General features: G+C 70.5%; 17 protein-coding genes. 11 read left to right on the top strand and 6 right to left on the bottom strand.

What is annotated here, in order from left to right:
* Positions 1-39: 39 nt before the first annotated feature.
* The 7 genes from ACFQRD_RS01290 to ACFQRD_RS01260 all read left to right on the top strand — a co-directional run bounded on the left by ACFQRD_RS01290 (position 40) and on the right by ACFQRD_RS01260 (position 6,946).
* A complete protein-coding gene (locus ACFQRD_RS01290) occupies positions 40-2,988 on the top strand; it encodes a DNA translocase FtsK 4TM domain-containing protein (protein WP_377803315.1) in 2,949 nt (982 codons plus the stop codon).
* A gap of 86 nt (positions 2,989-3,074) precedes the next feature.
* Positions 3,075-3,683: a CDP-diacylglycerol--glycerol-3-phosphate 3-phosphatidyltransferase gene (gene pgsA / locus ACFQRD_RS01285; protein ID WP_377794400.1), complete on the top strand. Its 609-nt coding sequence runs from the start codon at positions 3,075-3,077 to the stop codon at positions 3,681-3,683.
* A complete protein-coding gene (locus ACFQRD_RS01280; RefSeq protein ID WP_377794399.1) occupies positions 3,667-4,149 on the top strand; it encodes a CinA family protein in 483 nt (160 codons plus the stop codon). Before pgsA ends, ACFQRD_RS01280 begins: the two co-directional genes overlap by 17 nt.
* A gap of 220 nt (positions 4,150-4,369) precedes the next feature.
* Entirely contained in the window at positions 4,370-4,675 is a 306-nt protein-coding gene (locus tag ACFQRD_RS01275; protein ID WP_377020422.1) for a helix-turn-helix domain-containing protein, read from the top strand.
* Position 4,676: 1 nt separating this feature from the next.
* Positions 4,677-4,901, top strand: coding sequence for a DUF3046 domain-containing protein (locus ACFQRD_RS01270; RefSeq protein ID WP_377020401.1), 225 nt, complete (start codon positions 4,677-4,679; stop codon positions 4,899-4,901).
* A gap of 260 nt (positions 4,902-5,161) precedes the next feature.
* Positions 5,162-6,274, top strand: a complete 1,113-nt coding sequence (recA, locus tag ACFQRD_RS01265; RefSeq protein WP_377803314.1) for a recombinase RecA — start codon at positions 5,162-5,164, stop codon at positions 6,272-6,274.
* A 3-nt stretch (positions 6,275-6,277) separates the two neighbouring features.
* Positions 6,278-6,946 (top strand): regulatory protein RecX, encoded by a 669-nt coding sequence (locus ACFQRD_RS01260; protein ID WP_377803313.1) that lies wholly within the window; start codon positions 6,278-6,280, stop codon positions 6,944-6,946.
* 37 nt (positions 6,947-6,983) lie between these two features.
* Here ACFQRD_RS01260 and ACFQRD_RS01255 read toward each other — a convergent pair whose 3' ends face one another.
* The 4 genes from ACFQRD_RS01255 to ACFQRD_RS01240 form a co-directional block, all read right to left on the bottom strand.
* Positions 6,984-7,853: an amino acid ABC transporter permease gene (locus ACFQRD_RS01255; protein ID WP_377020404.1), complete on the bottom strand. Its 870-nt coding sequence runs from the start codon at positions 7,851-7,853 to the stop codon at positions 6,984-6,986.
* Positions 7,850-8,497, bottom strand: coding sequence for an amino acid ABC transporter permease (locus ACFQRD_RS01250; protein WP_377803312.1), 648 nt, complete (start codon positions 8,495-8,497; stop codon positions 7,850-7,852). Before ACFQRD_RS01250 ends, ACFQRD_RS01255 begins: the two co-directional genes overlap by 4 nt.
* Before the next feature lie 84 nt (positions 8,498-8,581).
* Entirely contained in the window at positions 8,582-9,475 is an 894-nt protein-coding gene (locus tag ACFQRD_RS01245; RefSeq protein ID WP_377020406.1) for a transporter substrate-binding domain-containing protein, read from the bottom strand.
* A 34-nt stretch (positions 9,476-9,509) separates the two neighbouring features.
* Entirely contained in the window at positions 9,510-10,289 is a 780-nt protein-coding gene (locus tag ACFQRD_RS01240) for an amino acid ABC transporter ATP-binding protein (protein ID WP_377020407.1), read from the bottom strand.
* A 241-nt stretch (positions 10,290-10,530) separates the two neighbouring features.
* Here ACFQRD_RS01240 and miaB point away from each other — a divergent pair, with 241 nt between their 5' ends.
* A complete protein-coding gene (gene miaB, locus ACFQRD_RS01235; protein ID WP_377803311.1) occupies positions 10,531-12,162 on the top strand; it encodes a tRNA (N6-isopentenyl adenosine(37)-C2)-methylthiotransferase MiaB in 1,632 nt (543 codons plus the stop codon).
* Positions 12,163-12,173: 11 nt separating this feature from the next.
* Here miaB and ACFQRD_RS01230 read toward each other — a convergent pair whose 3' ends face one another.
* Complete coding sequence (locus ACFQRD_RS01230; protein WP_377020409.1) at positions 12,174-12,659, bottom strand: YbjN domain-containing protein; 486 nt, start codon at positions 12,657-12,659, stop codon at positions 12,174-12,176.
* A 147-nt stretch (positions 12,660-12,806) separates the two neighbouring features.
* Between ACFQRD_RS01230 and miaA the strand changes: the two genes are divergently transcribed.
* Both miaA and dapF read left to right on the top strand, forming a co-directional pair.
* The gene (miaA, locus tag ACFQRD_RS01225; RefSeq protein ID WP_377803310.1) at positions 12,807-13,904 is read left to right on the top strand and encodes a tRNA (adenosine(37)-N6)-dimethylallyltransferase MiaA; all 1,098 of its coding nucleotides are present in this window, start codon (positions 12,807-12,809) and stop codon (positions 13,902-13,904) included.
* Complete coding sequence (gene dapF / locus ACFQRD_RS01220; RefSeq protein ID WP_377020411.1) at positions 13,901-14,749, top strand: diaminopimelate epimerase; 849 nt, start codon at positions 13,901-13,903, stop codon at positions 14,747-14,749. Before miaA ends, dapF begins: the two co-directional genes overlap by 4 nt.
* 36 nt (positions 14,750-14,785) lie before the next feature.
* Here the strand turns inward: dapF and ACFQRD_RS01215 are convergent, their stop codons facing one another.
* Positions 14,786-15,400, bottom strand: coding sequence for a class I SAM-dependent methyltransferase (locus ACFQRD_RS01215; RefSeq protein ID WP_377803309.1), 615 nt, complete (start codon positions 15,398-15,400; stop codon positions 14,786-14,788).
* A gap of 234 nt (positions 15,401-15,634) precedes the next feature.
* On the opposite strand from ACFQRD_RS01215, the gene hflX reads away from it, so the two are divergent.
* Entirely contained in the window at positions 15,635-17,203 is a 1,569-nt protein-coding gene (gene hflX / locus ACFQRD_RS01210; RefSeq protein WP_377794393.1) for a GTPase HflX, read from the top strand.
* Positions 17,204-17,232 lie beyond the last annotated feature (29 nt).

The raw sequence follows: 17,232 nt of genomic DNA, 5'->3' as shown, positions 1-17,232 counted from the left end.
CTCCCGGGCTGGGGCCGAGCTGGACGGTACCCTGGTGCCATGGCGACACGTACGTCTTCCCCCGCACGTGCGTCGAAAGGCTCGTCACGGACCTCGGCTGCCGGTAGCTCGCGCACCGCCGGCTCCGCGGCCCACGACCCGTCGACGCTTCCCCTGCCGGTGCGCGCAGTGCGCTCCGGCTATCTGGCGATCGCCCGGATGGTCGGCGGTTTCATCCGCTCCATCGGTGTGGCGCGCTGGGAGGTCGCCCCCGAGCAGCGGCGCGACGGCTACGCCCTGTTCCTGATGCTCATCGCGACCCTGGTGGCCGTCGTCGAGTGGTGGCAGCTGGGCGGTCCTGTGTTCGGCGCGGTGCACACCGTGGTGGCCGGGACCTTCGGCATCTCCTCCATGGTGATCCCGCTGCTGGCGGCCGGCTGGGCGATCCGGATGTTCCGCCGCCCGGATCAGGTCCGGGCCAACTCGCGCATCGCGATCGGCATCGCGCTCCTGCTGGCCGCGATCTCGGCGATCGCCTCCGTCTCCGCGCGCATGCCGGCTCCGGCGGACGGGATCGACAACCTCGCTCGCGGAGGAGGAGTCCTCGGGTATCTGGCAGCAGCTCCGCTGGAGGCGCTGCTGCCCCCGGTCGCCGTCATCGTCATCCACTCCGTGGTGATCGCCTTCGGGATCCTGGTCCTGACCGCCACCCCCGTCGAGTCGATCCCCTCGCGCGTGCGCGATGTCTACGAGGTGATGGTCGGCCGCAGCGAGGAGGAGGACGCCGAACGCGTCGCCTTCGGCCTGCGCCCGCGCCGAGCCGATCCGGAGGTCCACGAGCAGGCGACCGAGGCTCAGCCCGCCGGGCGTCCGCGTCGCCGCAGCCGCAAGGAGAAGGCCGAGGCGGAGGCAGCGGGTCGCGACCACGAGAGCTTCGGTTACGCCGGGGACGAGGCGTTCGAGCAGGGAGTGACCGCCGAGGACGCCGCGGCGGCCACGGCGAAGAAGAAGCGCCGCGGAGCCGGCCGTGGCCGGGCCCCGGTCGACTCGACAGAGGTCTTCGACGTGGTGGAGGACGAGAACCACCGTGCCAAGACCTTCCCGGGGAAGGACGCGAAGGGCGCCCCTGACGCGACCACCCCGATGCCCGCCGGCGGCCCGGGTGCCGCCGCGGCGGCCGGCGCCACCAAGCCTGCCCGCAGCGCGGCCGCCTCCCGGCCCGCCGCGACGCAGCAGAAGCCGGAGAAGTCGGAGCCCGACCTGATCGAGCCGCCGATGGGCGACCTGCCCCGGGCGGGCGAGCAGCTCGAGCTCGCCGGCGACGTCGTCTACACCCTGCCCGAGTCCTCCTTCCTGACCGAAGGCCCGCCCCACAAGACGCGGTCCGAGGTCAATGACCAGGTCGTGGCCGCGCTCATGGAGGTCTTCGAGCAGTTCAACGTGAACGCCGAGGTCTCCGGCTTCTCCCGGGGACCGACGGTGACCCGGTACGAGATCGAGCTTGCTCCCGGCACCAAGGTCGAGAAGGTCACGGCACTCGACAAGAACATCTCCTATGCCGTGGCCAGTGCGGACGTGCGCATCCTCTCGCCGATCCCGGGCAAGAAGGCCATCGGCATCGAGATCCCCAACACGGACCGCGAGACGGTCGTCCTCGGCGACGTGCTGCGCAGCTCCGTCGCCCATCGCAACGAGCACCCGCTGGTGATGGGTGTGGGCAAGGACGTCGAGGGCGGGTACGTGGTCGCGAACCTCGCCAAGATGCCGCACCTTCTGGTCGCTGGTGCCACGGGCGCCGGTAAGTCCAGCTTCGTCAACTCTATGATCACCTCGATCCTCATGCGTGCCACCCCCGAAGAGGTACGTATGGTCCTGGTCGATCCCAAGCGCGTCGAGCTGACGATCTACGAGGGCATCCCGCACCTGATCACTCCGATCATCACCAACCCCAAGAAGGCCGCCGAAGCCCTGGAATGGGTGGTCAAGGAGATGGACGCCCGCTACGACGACCTCGCGACCTTCGGGTACAAGCACATCGATGACTTCAACAAGGCCGTCCGCGCCGGCGAGCTGACCCCGCCGCCGGGCAGCGAGCGCCGACTCGCGCCGTACCCGTACCTGCTGGTCGTCGTCGATGAGCTCGCCGACCTCATGATGGTCGCCCCGCGCGACGTCGAAGCGTCGATCCAGCGCATCACCCAGCTCGCCCGTGCGGCCGGCATCCACCTGATCCTGGCCACCCAGCGACCCTCGGTCGACGTCGTCACCGGCATCATCAAGGCCAACGTCCCCAGCCGCCTGGCCTTCGCCACCTCCTCCCTGCAGGACTCCCGGGTCATCCTCGACTCGGTGGGCGCGGAGAAGCTCATCGGTCAGGGCGACGCGCTGTTCCACCCGATGGGCAAGGCCAAGCCGATGCGTGTCCAGGGTGCGTGGGTCAACGAGTCGGAGATCCACAAGGTCGTCGACCACGTCAAGTCCCAGATGAAGCCCAACTACCGTGAGGACGTCACGGTGGTCGCGGCCAAGAAGCAGATCGACGACGACATCGGCGACGATCTCGATGTGCTGCTGCAGGCGGCGGAGCTCGTGGTCACCACGCAGTTCGGCTCCACCTCGATGCTGCAGCGGAAGCTGCGCGTGGGCTTCGCGAAGGCAGGCCGCCTGATGGACCTGCTGGAGTCCCGGGAGATCGTCGGCCCCTCCGAGGGATCCAAGGCCCGCGATGTGCTGGTCCATCCCGACGAGCTGGGGACGGCTCTGGCCCGTATCCGCGGGGAGGAGACCGCAGAGCCCGCCGCGGACGAGCCGTACGCTGCCGACCAGGCAGTCGAGCTCGAACCCGGTGCGGAGGGAGACCCAGCTGCCCCCGCAGCGGCCGGGATCGGCGACGGCGGGGACCGATACGCGGCGGATCCGCTGGCCGACGACGGCTCCGAGCCCGCCACCGAGTACTACGACGAGGATGATGGGGACGGAGAGGACGCCTGGAGCCTCACGGGCCGCTGACCCGGCGGCCCCGGCCCGCCACCCCGCCGCGTCACCCGGCTCCGCCGGATGCCACCCGCCGCCCACCTCGCACAGCAGGAGCACCGATGACCACACCCCGCACGGATCCGGTCCCGCTCTGGAACATCGCGAACATCCTCACCATGGTGCGGTGCGCGATGGTGCCCCTGCTGGTGGTGCTCGCCGTGCTCTACCCCGAGTCGATCGGTGGGCGGCTGCTCGTGGCCGCGGTGTTCGTCCTGGCGATGATCACCGACTACCTCGACGGTCACCTCGCGCGCAGCCGGAACCTGATCACCGACTTCGGCAAGATCGTGGACCCGATCGCGGACAAGGCGATGACCGGGGCCGCGCTGATCATGCTCTCGGTGTGGGAGTACGTGCCGTGGTGGATGACGATCCTGATCCTGGTGCGCGAGATCGGGATCACCGTCATGCGGTTCACGATCCTCAAGTACGGCGCGCTGCCGGCCAATGCGGCCGGCAAGGCGAAGACCATGGTCCAGACCGTCGCCATCACCTTCTGCCTGATCCCGTTCGAGCTGTGGTGGCAGCCGGCTCGCTGGCTCGGCCTGGCCCTGGTGCTGCTGGCCGTCGTGCTGACCGTATGGTCCGGCCTGGTGAATCTGAAGGACGGGCTGCGGCTGCGCCGTGAGGCCCTCGCCGGCGGCCCGGGCCATGACGATGGCCTCTGACCCGGCCGTCGTCATCGCGCGGGCCGCTGAGCGGGGATGGACGATCGCCACGGCCGAGTCGTTGACCGCGGGAGCGGTCGTTGCGCGCCTGGTGGACGTCCCCGGCGCGAGCGCTGTGGTCGCCGGGGGAGCGGCCTGCTACTCCTACGACGCGAAGACGGCGGTGCTCGGCGTGGACGCCGGGCTGCTGCGCGAGACGGGAGCGGTGACCGCGCAGGTCGCGTCGGCGATGGCGGAGGGAGCGCTCGGGCTCTATGGCACGGACCTCGCGGTCGCGACCACGGGGGTCGCCGGGCCCGGCCCGGACGAGCGCGGCGTCGCGGAGGGCACCGTGGTCCTGGGCCTGGCTCGCCGCGGGGGCCGCACGCGAACGCGTGAACTGCATCTCAGCGGCGGAAGAGCGCGCATCCGGGCCGCGGCGGTCGAGGCGGCGCTCGATGAGCTGGCGGCCGAACTCGAGGACTGAGCGAATCCGCCGGTCAGCGCTATCGATCCGGCGCGGTGGCGCGGACGTCGCGCTCCCAGGTCCGCCATACACAATTCCCAGCGGGCGCTGGGAGCGAGGCCACTACACTCTGGGGAACACTCACGGGGGTGGCCGCGTTGTTCTGATCGTGATGACTTCGACGCACCGCACCCACGGGGTGCACCATCATCAGATCAACCAGAGGAACGGAGGCAAGGCCATGGTCCTTTTCCGTCAGGAGCTCGGGGACGTCCTGCGCGATGCGCGCCGTTCCCAGGGCCGAACGCTGCGGCAGGTGTCCTCCGATGCCCGTGTATCCCTGGGATATCTCAGCGAGATCGAGCGCGGCCAGAAGGAGGCCTCCAGCGAACTGCTGGTCTCCGTGACCGAGGCTCTCGGCCTCCCGCTGTCCTTCGTCCTGCGCGAGGTGTCCGACCGCTTCGCCGTCGCCGAGCGCGTCAGCATCCCCGACACCGTGCCCGAGGGTCTCGCCGACGACGCGGCCCCGCTGGTCGGCGCCCGCTGAGGTGCGGCGCAGCGAGTTCACGGAACTGGCCGATCACGTCTTCGGCCCGGTCCTGGCCCGCACCTACACACGCGACCTCGTGCTCGAGGAGACCGGCGGTCTGACCGCCGAGCAGGCCCTCGAGCGCGGGGTCGCGGTGCGTCTGGTGTGGACCGCTCTGTGCGACGCCATGGACGTTCCCGAGTCCCAGCGCTGGGAGGTCCCCGCCGAGCAGCGACGGCGCTGAGGCGGGCCTGATCCGGCGCTGATCCGTGACGGAGCGCGACACGCCGCGACACGACCGATCCTCTCGCGTGTTCGAACGCGTGTTCGGTATGGTGGGGATCGACGGTCTCCCCGGCACCATCCGCACGGTCGCGTCTTTCCTCCCCACTCCTCATCCGTCCACACGGACATCGGGGCGGCGGCGGATGTCGGGGCCGCCGCCTAGTGTGGCCGCAAGGTCAATACGTCGGCACTCCCGGCCCCTTGGAAGGAACGAAGCTCATGCCTGCACCGAAGACAGCCTCGAAGGATCGCGGCTCCTCGCTCGACAACGCCCTCGCCCAGATCGACCGCCAGTTCGGCAAGGGCTCGATCATGCGTCTGGGCGATGACACCAGGCCGCCGGTCGAGGTCATCCCCACCGGCTCCGTGGCCCTGGACGCCGCGCTCGGGGTCGGCGGCCTGCCCCGCGGCCGCATCGTCGAGATCTACGGCCCGGAGTCCTCCGGCAAGACCACGCTCGCCCTGCACGCGGTGGCCAACGCGCAGCGCAACGGCGGCATCGCCGCGTTCATCGACGCCGAGCACGCGATGGATCCGGAGTACGCCAAGAAGCTGGGCGTGGACATCGACGCACTGCTGGTCTCCCAGCCGGACACCGGCGAGCAGGCCCTCGAGATCACCGACATGCTGATCCGCTCCGGCGCACTCGACATCGTGGTGATCGACTCCGTCGCGGCCCTCGTGCCCAAGGCCGAGATCGAGGGCGAGATGGGCGACTCGCATGTGGGTCTCCAGGCCCGCCTCATGTCCCAGGCGCTGCGCAAGCTCGCCGGTGCCCTGTCCTCCTCGGGCACCACCGCCATCTTCATCAACCAGCTGCGCGAGAAGATCGGCGTGTTCTTCGGCAGCCCCGAGACCACCACCGGCGGCAAGGCACTGAAGTTCTACGCCTCCGTGCGCATGGACATCCGGCGCATCGAGACGCTGAAGGCGGGCACCGATTCCGTGGGTAACCGCACCCGGGTCAAGATCGCCAAGAACAAGATGGCCCCGCCCTTCAAGCAGGCCGAGTTCGACATCCTCTACGGGGAGGGCATCTCCCGCGAAGGAGGGCTGATCGATCTCGGGGTCGAGCACGGCGTGGTCCGCAAGTCCGGGGCATGGTTCACCTACGAAGGGGACCAGCTGGGGCAGGGCAAGGAGAACGCCCGCCAGTTCCTCAAGGACAACCCGGATCTGGCGGTGGAGATCGAGGAGAAGATCCTGCGCACCCTCGGTGTCGGGAAATACGCCGCGGAACAGGCCGCACCCGAGGGCGAGGTGAGCGAGGCGCCTGCAGCCGCGCTCGGCGAGGATGAGTTCCTCGACGAGGACGTCCCCGCCACCATCTGATCGATGGCGCACCGTCACGGCATCAGGAGCGGCGCCGGCGACCCCCAGGGCGCCGGCGCCGCTCTCCTTGCGCAGAAAGATCCGGCCGAGGGGGCGGTGCGCGAGCGCCTTGAGCGCCGCACGCGCCAGATTCTCGACGCGCCCAGAAACGGCCCGGACCCGGAGGCCATCGAGCGTGAGAAGGCGGTCGTGCACGAGTGCCGCTATCTGATGCGGCTGCTGTCCATGCGCCGGCGATCGGCCGGGGAGCTGCGTGACCGCCTCGACCAGCGAGAGGTTCCCGCGGCGATCGCCCATGAGGCGATGGCCCGTATCGAGCGGGCCGGACTGCTCGATGACACCGCCTTCGCCCACGAATGGGTCCAGCAGCGCCGCACCCTGCGCGCACTGGGTGACGAGGCGCTGCGACGCGAGCTCGAGGACCGGCGTGTCGCCGCGGCGGACATCGACGCGGCGCTGGCCGCAGGAGAGAGCGACGAGGAGGCGCGGTGCCGAGACCTCGTGCGCTCGCGCCTGGGCGATCGCGACCGGGAACGGCTGCGCACCGAGAGGGACGGAAGCCACCGCCGCCGGTTGTCGAGGCGGCTGGACGCCCTGCTCACCCGCAAGGGCTACCCCGGTGACCTCGCGGTGCGAGTGATCGCCGGCGAGCTGCGTGCCGCCGCCGAGTAGTATCGCGGGCCCGGTGGTACCGCGAGGAGACGTCGGCTCAGTCCGGGACCTCTGCCGCCCCGGTGACCCGCGCGGGAGCCTTCCGCGCCAGGCTGCTGCGGTGCTGAACCCACACTGCCACCCGTGACAGCGTGATGTTCAGCGCGATGTAGATGGCCGCGCCCACCGCGAGCAGCGGCAGGAGGTACGCCGCGTTGGTCAGGGCGTCCGAGACCCGACTGACCCCTCGCAGCAGTTCGGCGTAGCCCACGATGTAGCCCAGCGAGGAATCCTTGACCAGCACCACGCCCTGAGCGATGAGCGAGGGCAGCATCATCCGCACGGCCTGAGGCAGCTGGATGTCGCGGTAGATGAGCATCGGGCCCATCCCCACCGACTGGGCCGCCTCCGTCTGTCCCTTGGGCAGGGCCGTGATGCCGGCCCGCAGGATCTCCGCGAAGACGGCGCTGTTGTACAGCACGAGCCCGAACACGACGGCCATCAGCGGCGTGGCCCCGGGCAGCACCAGGATGCCGAAGAACATCACCAGCACGACCGGCAGGCCGCGGAAGATCTCGATGATCCCGGTCGCCAGCCACCGCAGCGGAGCGATGGGGGAGGCTCGCACCGAGACCAGCACCACCGCCAGCAGGGCGGCCAGCGGCAGCGCTATCACCGCTGCCAGCAACGTATTGCCCAGCCCGCGGAAGATCGCCTGCCAGACATGGCGGGTCTCGAAGCCTGCGAAGTTCGTCGGGACGTCGACCAGTACGGCCCAGCGGTCGTCGAACACCCCATTGAGGTACAGGCGGTAGGCGAACAGGCCGGCGCCCACGAGCAGCACCACCGTGAGGACCCCGGAGATCAGGCGGGACCGCCGCCTCTCCGCAGGGCCGGCGACGTCGTACAGGACGGGTCCGGTCGTCATCGGGCGAACGCCACCTTCCGCTCGAGGTGTCCTGCCAGTTGGCCCAGCGGGATGCAGATGATCAGATAGCACGCGGCCACGCCGACCAGGATCGCGATGACATCGGCCGAGTAGACGTTGGTCAACCGACGGGACATCGCGAACAGCTCCAGCACGCTGAAGGCCCCGGCGACCGAGGTGTTCTTCACCAGAGCGATGAATACGCTGATCAGCGGCGGGATGGCGGTGCGGAAAGCCTGGGGGAGCACGACGATGCTCAGGTTCTGCGTGAACGACATGCCCAGCGATCGGGCCGCCTCGGCCTGGCCCACCGCGACCGAGTTGACGCCCGAGCGCACCGCCTCGGCGACGAAGGCCGAGGTGTAGCACGACAGCGCGATGACGGCTGCCGCCTTGTACCCGAACGTGAAGCCCATCGACGGGGTCACGAACACATAGAAGAAGAACACGATCGTCAGTGGCGTGTTCCGGAGGAACTCCGTGTACCCGGTGGCCAGGGCGCGCAGCGGAGCGTACGGGGAGACTCGCATTCCGGCGATCACGGTCCCGGCCACCAGCGAGATCAGGCCGGCGAGCACGGCCAGCGTCAGCGTCGTGCTGAAGGCGGTCCACAGCATGTCGCGTTCGATGACGAACGTATCCACGGGCAGCTCCTGGCAGGGGCGTCGGGCCGGCTCAGGACGAGCCGGCCCGACGGGGGACGAGGGGGGATCTGGGCGGTCGGGCGCTCAGTAGCGGTCGACCTCGGGCGGTTCGGGAGTCGGCAGCACGCTGCCTGCGGTCTCCTCCCAGGCGGTCTGCCAGGAGCCGTCCTCGTAGGCGGCCTCCAGCGTGTCGTTGAGGAAGCTGCGGAAGTCGTCATCGCCCAGCGCCAGGCCGATGCCGTAGGGCTCGTCGGTGAAGGTCTCTCCGTCGTTCACCAGTTTCAGGTTGTCCGGATCCTGCTCGACGAAGCCCGCCAGGATCACGTTGTCCGTGGTCACCGCCTCGACCTGACCGTTGGTGAGGGCCGTGACGCAGTTGGAGTACGTGTCGAAGGTCTGCAGCTCGGCGTCGGGGTGGTTGTCGCGGATGTACTGTGCCGGCGTGGATCCCTCCACGGAGGCGACCGTCTTGCCGGCCAGCGAGTCCTCCCCGGTGATGTCCTCGTTGTCGGCGAGGACCATCAGCGCCTGGCCGGCGACGTAGTACGGCCCGGCGAAGTCCACGACTTCCTTGCGCTCGTCGGTGATGGAGTAGGTCGCCACGACGATGTCGACCTGCCCGCCCTCGAGGAAGGGTTCACGGTTCGCGGAGACCGTCTCCCTCCATTCGATGTTCTCGGGATCGATGCCGAGGGCGCCGGCGACGATCTTGCCGATCTCGACGTCGAAGCCGACCGGATCGCCGTCGGGCCCGGCCTGGCCGAACAGGGGCTGGTCGAACTTGGTGCCGATGGTGATGCTGCCGGCCTCCGCGAGGGCGGCCATGGTCGAGCCCTCGGGGAAGTCACCGGCGGCAACGTCCTGGACCTCGGGCTCGCCGCCGCTCTCGCCGCTGCCGCCGCAGGCCGCCAGGGTGGCGGCGGCGACGGTGCCGGCCGTGCCGGTCAGGAAGAGGCGTCGGTTCAGGGACCTGCTCATGATGTTCTCCTTCGAAGGGGCGTGGGCGATGCGGTCAGTGGTCGAGGATCTTGCCCAGGAAGTCCCGGGCACGGTCGGTCTGGGGAGCGGAGAAGAACTCCTCGGGCGTACGGACCTCGAGGATGCGTCCGGCATCCATGAACACGACCCGGTCCGCGGTGCGGCGCGCGAAGCCCATCTCGTGGGTGACGACGATCATCGTCATGCCGTCCTGGGCCAGTCCCGTCATCACCTCGATGACCTCACTGATCATCTCGGGGTCGAGCGCCGACGTGGGCTCGTCGAAGAGCATCACCTTCGGGTTCATCGCCAGGGAGCGGGCGATGGCCACGCGCTGCTGCTGGCCACCGGAGAGCTGCGCGGGCAGCTTGTCGGCCTGATCGGCCACGCCCACCCGTTCCAGCAGCTCCATGCCGCTGCGCTCGGCCTCGCGTCGCGGGATGCCCTTGACCTTGATCGGCGCGACGGTGACGTTCTGGAGCACGGTCTTGTGCGCGAAGAGGTTGAACGCCTGGAAGACCATGCCGACCTCGGAACGCAGAGCCGCCAGCCCCGGCCCCGACGTGGGCAGGGCCTGGCCATCGATGCGGATCTCGCCGGCGTCGATGGTCTCGAGGCGATTGATGGTGCGGCACAGCGTCGACTTGCCGGAGCCCGACGGGCCGAGCACCACCACCACCTCGCCGGCGGAGACCTCGAGATCGATGTCCTGGAGGACATGCAGGTCACCGAAATGCTTCTGGACACCCGAGAGGGAGACGAGGCTTTGCGTCGACGGCCGTCCCGCCGCAACTCCGGGGCTGATCTGAGTCATACGCGCACGCTATGGCACAGCTGCGCCTGCTCCTTGCCGCCCGGCCGCACCGTCACGACTTTGTGACCTTCTCAGAGCGTGTGAGAGCGGGTGAAGGTGCTGGTGAGGGCTGTCGGATGAGGCCGGGCGGGCCCATGGCCGGCGTGCGGGGTGCAGCCCGTGGCGCCCGGGCGGGCGGAGCCCGTGGCGCGCGGGCGGGCAGAGCACAGCGCGGCCGTGTCCGCCGTACCCTGGTGCCACTATGTCGCTCAGTGTCTCCAGCTCTCTCGCTTCGCAGCCCGACGCATCCGCCGCGCCGTCCCCGCACGGGGCCGGCGGCGCGACCCCCGGTGAGCCGCGCGGCACCTACCAGGTGCGCACCTTCGGCTGCCAGATGAACGTCCACGACTCGGAGCGCCTGACCGGCATGCTCGAGGACGCCGGCTATATCGCCGCGCGCCCCGGAGCCGAGCCCCGTCGCGGCGAGGTCGACGTGGTCGTGTTCAACACTTGTGCGGTGCGCGAGAACGCGGACAACAAGCTCTACGGGACCCTCGGGGCCCTGCGTCCCGGCAAGGACGCCCATCCCGGCATGCAGATCGCGGTCGGCGGGTGCCTCGCGCAGAAGGACCGCGCCGCCATCGTCGAGCGCGCCCCCTGGGTCGACGTCGTCTTCGGCACCCACAACATCGGCTCCCTGCCGGTGCTGCTGGACCGCGCCCAGCACAACCGCGAGGCACAGGTCGAGATCCTCGACTCGCTCGAGACCTTCCCCTCGACGCTGCCCACCAAGCGCGAGTCCTCCTACGCGGCATGGGTCTCCATCAGCGTCGGCTGCAACAACACCTGCACGTTCTGCATCGTGCCCTCGCTGCGCGGCACGGAGAAGGATCGCCGGCCCGGAGAGATCCTCGCCGAGGTCCGTGACGTGGTCGCCGCCGGCGCCAACGAGGTGACGCTGCTGGGTCAGAACGTGAACTCCTACGGGGTCGAGTTCGGAGACCGTGGCGCCTTCGCGAAGCTCCTGCGAGCCTGCGGCGACATCGATGGTCTGGAACGGGTCCGGTTCACCTCGCCGCACCCCGCGATGTTCACCGACGACGTCATCGAGGCGATGGCCGAGACGCCGAACGTCATGCCGCAGCTGCACATGCCGCTCCAGTCCGGGTCCGACGCCGTGCTGCGGCGGATGAAGCGCTCCTACCGCTCCAAGAAGTTCCTCGGCATCCTGGACCGGGTGCGCGAGCAGATCCCCGAGGCCGCCATCACGACCGACATCATCGTCGGCTTCCCCGGCGAGACCGAGGAGGACTTCCAGGCCACCCTCGATGTGGTCGAGTCCTCGCGCTTCTCCAGCGCCTTCACCTTCCAGTACTCGATCCGCCCGGGCACGCCGGCGGCGACCATGGAGGACCAGGTGCCCAAGGAGGTCGTCCAGGAGCGCTACGAACGGCTGACGGCGCTCCAGGACCGCATCACCTACGAGGAGAACCAGAAGCTCGAAGGCAGCGTCGTGGAGGTGCTCGTGGCCGAGGGCGAAGGCGACCGCGACGAGCGCACCCAGCGCATCTCGGGACGCGCCCGCGACCATCGCCTGGTCCACCTCTCCCTGCCGCAGGGGCTGCCGGCCGCCTCTCGCCCCCGGCCGGGGGATCTGGTCACCGCGACCGTCACCCGTGCCGCCCCGCACTACCTGATCGCGGACAGCGCGCTGGCCGCAGCCCCGGGGACGGAGCCCTCGCCCGAACAGTTCTCGGTGCGACGCACCCGTTCCGGCGACGCCTGGGAGGCCGGGGTGCAGGGTCTGGATACGGGCTCAGCCTGCGGCACCGGCCACGGCGGCGGGTCCGGGGGGCCCGTCACCCTCGGGATGCCGAGCCCGCGCACGCCCTGAGCGGGGAAGCCTCAGCTGTCGAGCTCGTCCAGCTCCGCCCCGAGGCGCTCCTCGAGGCTGCGGAAGAAGGCGATCACGGTGCTGAGGCCGCACTTGATGGCGCTGTCGAGCTGGGAGTCCAGCGCGCCGGCCCGGAAATCCGCGGCCAGCTCGCCGTACACGCCGAGCAGTCCCTCGGATTCCCGGCGCACGTAGACCTTGGGCCAGATCCGGTTCATGTTCCACTCGTTGCAGAGCTTGATCATCTCGACCTTGCGGGAGATGTCCACGGAGTGGCTCCAGCGGCCGCGGGTCTGCAGGACGCCATGGTCCTCGCCGGAGAGCATGAACTGGAACCGGTAGTCATCGAAGCGGGCGCGGAGGATCTCCGGGTGCTCCTCGTCCTCGACGAACGCATACCCGTGCCGCGTCAGGCACTCCTCGACCCTCTTGAGGGACATCGGGGCCAGAGAATCGGTCGAGTCCGTCAGTTCGGGGGACTCGTGCGGTGCAGTCACTTCCAACCTCGGACAGTGCTCTAGGAGATGCGGATCGGCCCGGGGCCCGGACCGCCGCACACATTACTCCCTCCAACCGGATCCTGAACTGGGCGCCGGCCGTGATTCCGCTGACTGCGAGCAACGCCGCAGGCTAAGGTGCCGAGCATGGATTCCGAGCCTCATGCGCGCCGCGCCCCGGAGCAGGCGCGGACCGGGCCTCCTCCCGGACGTGAGGAGGACGGGGAGGCCGGCGTGGCCGATGCGATCGAGGCGCCGCTGATCGCGATCGTGGGCGCCACCGCCACGGGGAAGTCAGATCTCGCCATCGCCCTGGCCCGTCGCGTCGGCGGCGAGGTGGTCAACGCCGACGCCCTCCAGTTCTACCGCGGCATGGACATCGGCACCGCGAAGGTGCCGCCGGGGGAGCGGGACGGCGTCCCCCATCATCTGCTGGACGTGCTCGAGGTGACCGAAGAGGCGAGCGTCTCCGCGTATCAGCAGCAGGCCCGTGCCGCCATCGCGCACATCCGCGCCCGGGGGCGGGTCCCGATCCTGGTCGGCGGCTCCGGTCTCTACGTGCGGGCCGTGCTGGACGACATCGAGTTCCCCCCGACGGACGCCGCCCTCCGCGCGCGACTGGAGGCGCGAGCTGAGGAGATCGGCCCGCGCGCCCTGCATGACGAGCTGGCACGGACCGACCCCGAGGCGGCCGACGTGATCGGACCCCAGGACACCCGTCGGATCGTGCGGGCGCTGGAGGTCGGCGAACTCACCGGCCGACCGTTCACGGCGTTCCTGCCCCGGCCGCACTACGCGGACCCCCGCACCCTGCAGATCGGGCTGCGCCTGGACCGGACCGAGCTGCACGAGCGCATCGCACGACGGGTCGAGGTGATGGTGGAGCGCGGGCTGCTCGAGGAGATCCGGGGGCTGCGGGAGCGCGGGCTCGACCGGGGCCCGACAGCGCGCCGCGCGATCGGCTACGAACAGGGCCTGGCCGTGCTCGACGGCGCGATGACCTGCCAGGAGGCCATCGAGGCCACCGTCGTCGGAACCCGCCGGCTGGTGCGCAAACAGGACACCTGGTTCCGCCGGGACGCGCGGGTGCAGTGGATCGATGCCCCCGCAGGCGGCGGAACCGGCGACCTCGAGCGCGCGCTCGCTCGCGCCATGACCGTGATCGAGCCTGCGCGGGCCGGGAGCGAGGCGCCGATCACGGCGTCGGGGCATCACGAGACGAAGAGACATAGGCTCGGACCATGACCGAGAGCATGCGATTCACCAAGGGGCACGGGACCGAGAACGATTTCGTGCTCCTGGACGACCCCGAGGGCGAGCTGGACCTGGACCCGGCGACCGTCGCCGCGCTGTGCGATCGCCGCTCCGGCGTCGGCGCCGACGGGGTGATCCGCGCCGTCCGCACGCAGCGGGCCGGCATCGACGCTCCCGGCGACGCCCCGGAGTGGTTCATGGACTACCGCAACGCCGACGGATCGACCGCCGAGATGTGCGGCAACGGCGTGCGCGTGCTCGCCGCGCATCTGCAGCGCGCCGCCCACGTCCAGGAGGACCGCTTCGAGATCTGGACCCGGTCCGGACTCCGCACCATCGAGATCCTGGCGCACCCGGACGCCGGTTCCCCGAGCTGGTCCGTGCGCGTGGGGATGGGGCCGAGCAGGATCGGCGAGGACTCGCGCACCGTCGAGATCGCGGGGCGCGCACTGGCCGCGACCGACGTGGACATGGGCAATCCCCACGCCGTCGCCTTCCTCCCCGCCGAGCTGGCCCTCGACGAGCTCGACCTCTCCCGTCGGCCGGTCCTCGACCCCGAGCCCGCCGACGGCGCCAACATCGAGCTGGTCTCCGAGCGCGGGGAGCGCCACGTGGCGATGCGGGTGTTCGAACGCGGCGTGGGCGAGACCCGCTCGTGCGGGACCGGCGTCGCCGCCGTCGCGGTCGCCGCGGCGCTGCGCGCCGGGGACGGCTCGCGGCAGCCGTGGCGAGTGGACGTACCCGGCGGCACCCTGCAGGTGGGCTGGACCGGGGTCGGCGAGGTCACGCTGACAGGACCGGCCGTGCTGGTGGCCGACGGCGTCACGCTGATCTGAGAAGGCCGACGCTGCCCGGGGCCGGTGACCGGGGGCTCAGCGTGCCGGGCCGACCTCCAGGACCCGGAACCCCTTCGCACTGGCCACCTTCGCGACCTCCCGCGCGCTCAGCTGCTGGTCGAGCCAGCGGGCGAGCGGGTCAGCGCCCAGATTCTTGCCGACGACGAGAGCGGCCGTCCCGTGCGGTGACAGCTTCGCCGTCCACGTCAGCAGCAGCTCGTGCAGAGCCTGTTTGCCGATCCTGATCGGCGGGTTCGACCAGATCGCATCCAGTGCGATGTCCTCCGGGAACTCCTCCGGTGCGACCACTCGCACGTTCTCCAGTCCCAGCCCGTCGGCGTTCTCGGCGGTCAGCTGCCGTGCACGCTCACTGACGTCCACGGCCCACACCTCCGCATCGGGCCGCAGCAGGGCCGCGGTCAGCGCGATCGGACCCCACCCGCATCCCAGATCGAGGATCCTCGCCCCCGGTGGCGGCTCCGTGATCTCGTCGAGCCGGTCCAGCAGGACGGCGGTCGCCTTGTCCAGGCCATGACCGCTGAACACCGAGGCGCTCGAGACGAGCTCGAGATCACGACCGGCCAGACGCACACGCAGCGGGAAGCGTCGGTCCTCGGACGCGGGGGAGGGGGTGAAGTAGTGCTCGGCCACCCCAGCAGGATACGGATCTCGCCGTCGGCGCAGCGCCCGGGGACAGTTGCGGCGAAGGAGGCACCGGCTCCCTGCGGACCCTGGGCCTGAGCTGCCCGCAGGCCGGGGCACGGGCTCCCTGCGGACCGGATGGTCGTGATCCCCGATGCGCCCTGGGCAAAATCTCTCGACCGCGATGGCCGGGCGTGGGATTCTGGAGGAACCACGTTGTCCCACCCGAGGAGTGCCCCGATCGTGCCCATTGCTTTCCATCCAGAACCCGAATCCGACACGGACGTCGACGGGACCACCATGGGAAGGCCCGGGGCCGAGGACCGCACCGCCAACTCCACCGGCCCGGCGACGCCCTCCCCGGCGTCCCCCCACCGGGACCCGCTGACCGAGCGGATCCTCTCCCGCGGCGAGGCCGCGGCCCCGTCGGCCGGCTTCACCTCCGACGCCGACGGCGAACAGCTCGATCTCGCCGACCGTCAGGCCCTGCGCCGCGTGGCGGGACTGTCGACCGAGCTCGAGGACGTCACCGAGGTCGAGTACCGCCAGCTGCGCCTGGAGCGCGTGGTGCTGGCCGGCCTCTACACCTCGGGCAACGCCGAGGAGGCGGAGACCAGCCTGCACGAGCTGGCGGCGCTCGCCGAGACCGCCGGCTCCGAGGTGCTCGACGGGATCCTGCAGCGCCGAGCCCACCCTGACCCGGCCACCTTCCTCGGCCGCGGCAAGGCCGCCGAGCTCGCCGACATCGTGACGGCCACCGGGGCGGACACCGTGATCGCCGACGGCGAGCTCGCTCCCGGCCAGCGTCGCGCGCTCGAGGACATCATCAAGGTCAAGGTCATCGACCGCACCGCGCTGATCCTGGACATCTTCGCCCAGCACGCCCGCTCCCGCGAGGGTAAGGCACAGGTCGAGCTGGCCCAGCTCGAGTACCTGCTCCCGCGGCTCCGCGGCTGGGGCGAATCGATGTCCCGGCAGGCCGGCGGCCGCGTCGCCGCGGGCGGCGCGGGGATGGGGTCGCGCGGTCCCGGTGAGACGAAGATCGAACTCGACCGGCGGCGCATCCGCGACCGCATGTCCAAACTGCGCCGCGAGATCCGCGCGATGAAGCCGGGCCGAGACGCCCAGCGCGCCGACCGCAAGCGCAACCAGGTCCCCGCCGTGGCGATCGCCGGATACACCAATGCCGGCAAGTCCTCGCTGCTGAACCGGCTCACCGGCGCCGGGGCGCTGGTCGAGAACGCCCTGTTCGCGACCCTGGACCCGACGGTGCGGCGCTCGGCCACGCCGGACGGTCGCGAATTCACCTACGCCGACACCGTCGGCTTCGTGCGGCACCTGCCCACGCAGCTGATCGAAGCGTTCCGCTCCACCCTCGAGGAGGTCGGCGACGCCGATCTGCTGCTGCATGTGGTCGATGCCTCCCACCCCGATCCCGAGGGTCAGATCCGGGCCGTGCGCACGGTCCTCGGGGAGCTGGAGGGCTTCGACGTCCCCGAGATCGTGGTGCTGAACAAGGCCGACATCGCCGAGCCGGAGACCATCGCCCGCCTGCGCAGCGTGGTGGGGGATTCCGTCGTGGTCTCCGCGCGCACCGGGATGGGGATAGAGGAGCTGCGCGAGCGGATCGCCGAGCGACTGCCCCGCCCCGCGGTCGAGGTCGACGTGCTCGTGCCCTACTTCCGGGGAGACCTGGTCTCCAGGGTCCACACCACGGGAGAGGTGCTCTCCGAGGAGCACCTCATGGAGGGCACGAAGCTGCATGCCCGCGTGGATGAGGCGCTCGCCGCAGAGCTCAACGGCGCGGCCTGAGCCGTCCTCGGATCGGGCGCGGATACGCT

This window comes from Brachybacterium sp. GCM10030268 (assembly GCF_042666305.1).
GTDB lineage: Bacteria > Actinomycetota > Actinomycetes > Actinomycetales > Dermabacteraceae > Brachybacterium.
Note: the sequence above shows the minus strand (reverse complement) of the source record. Positions and strands in the feature narration are given on the sequence as shown.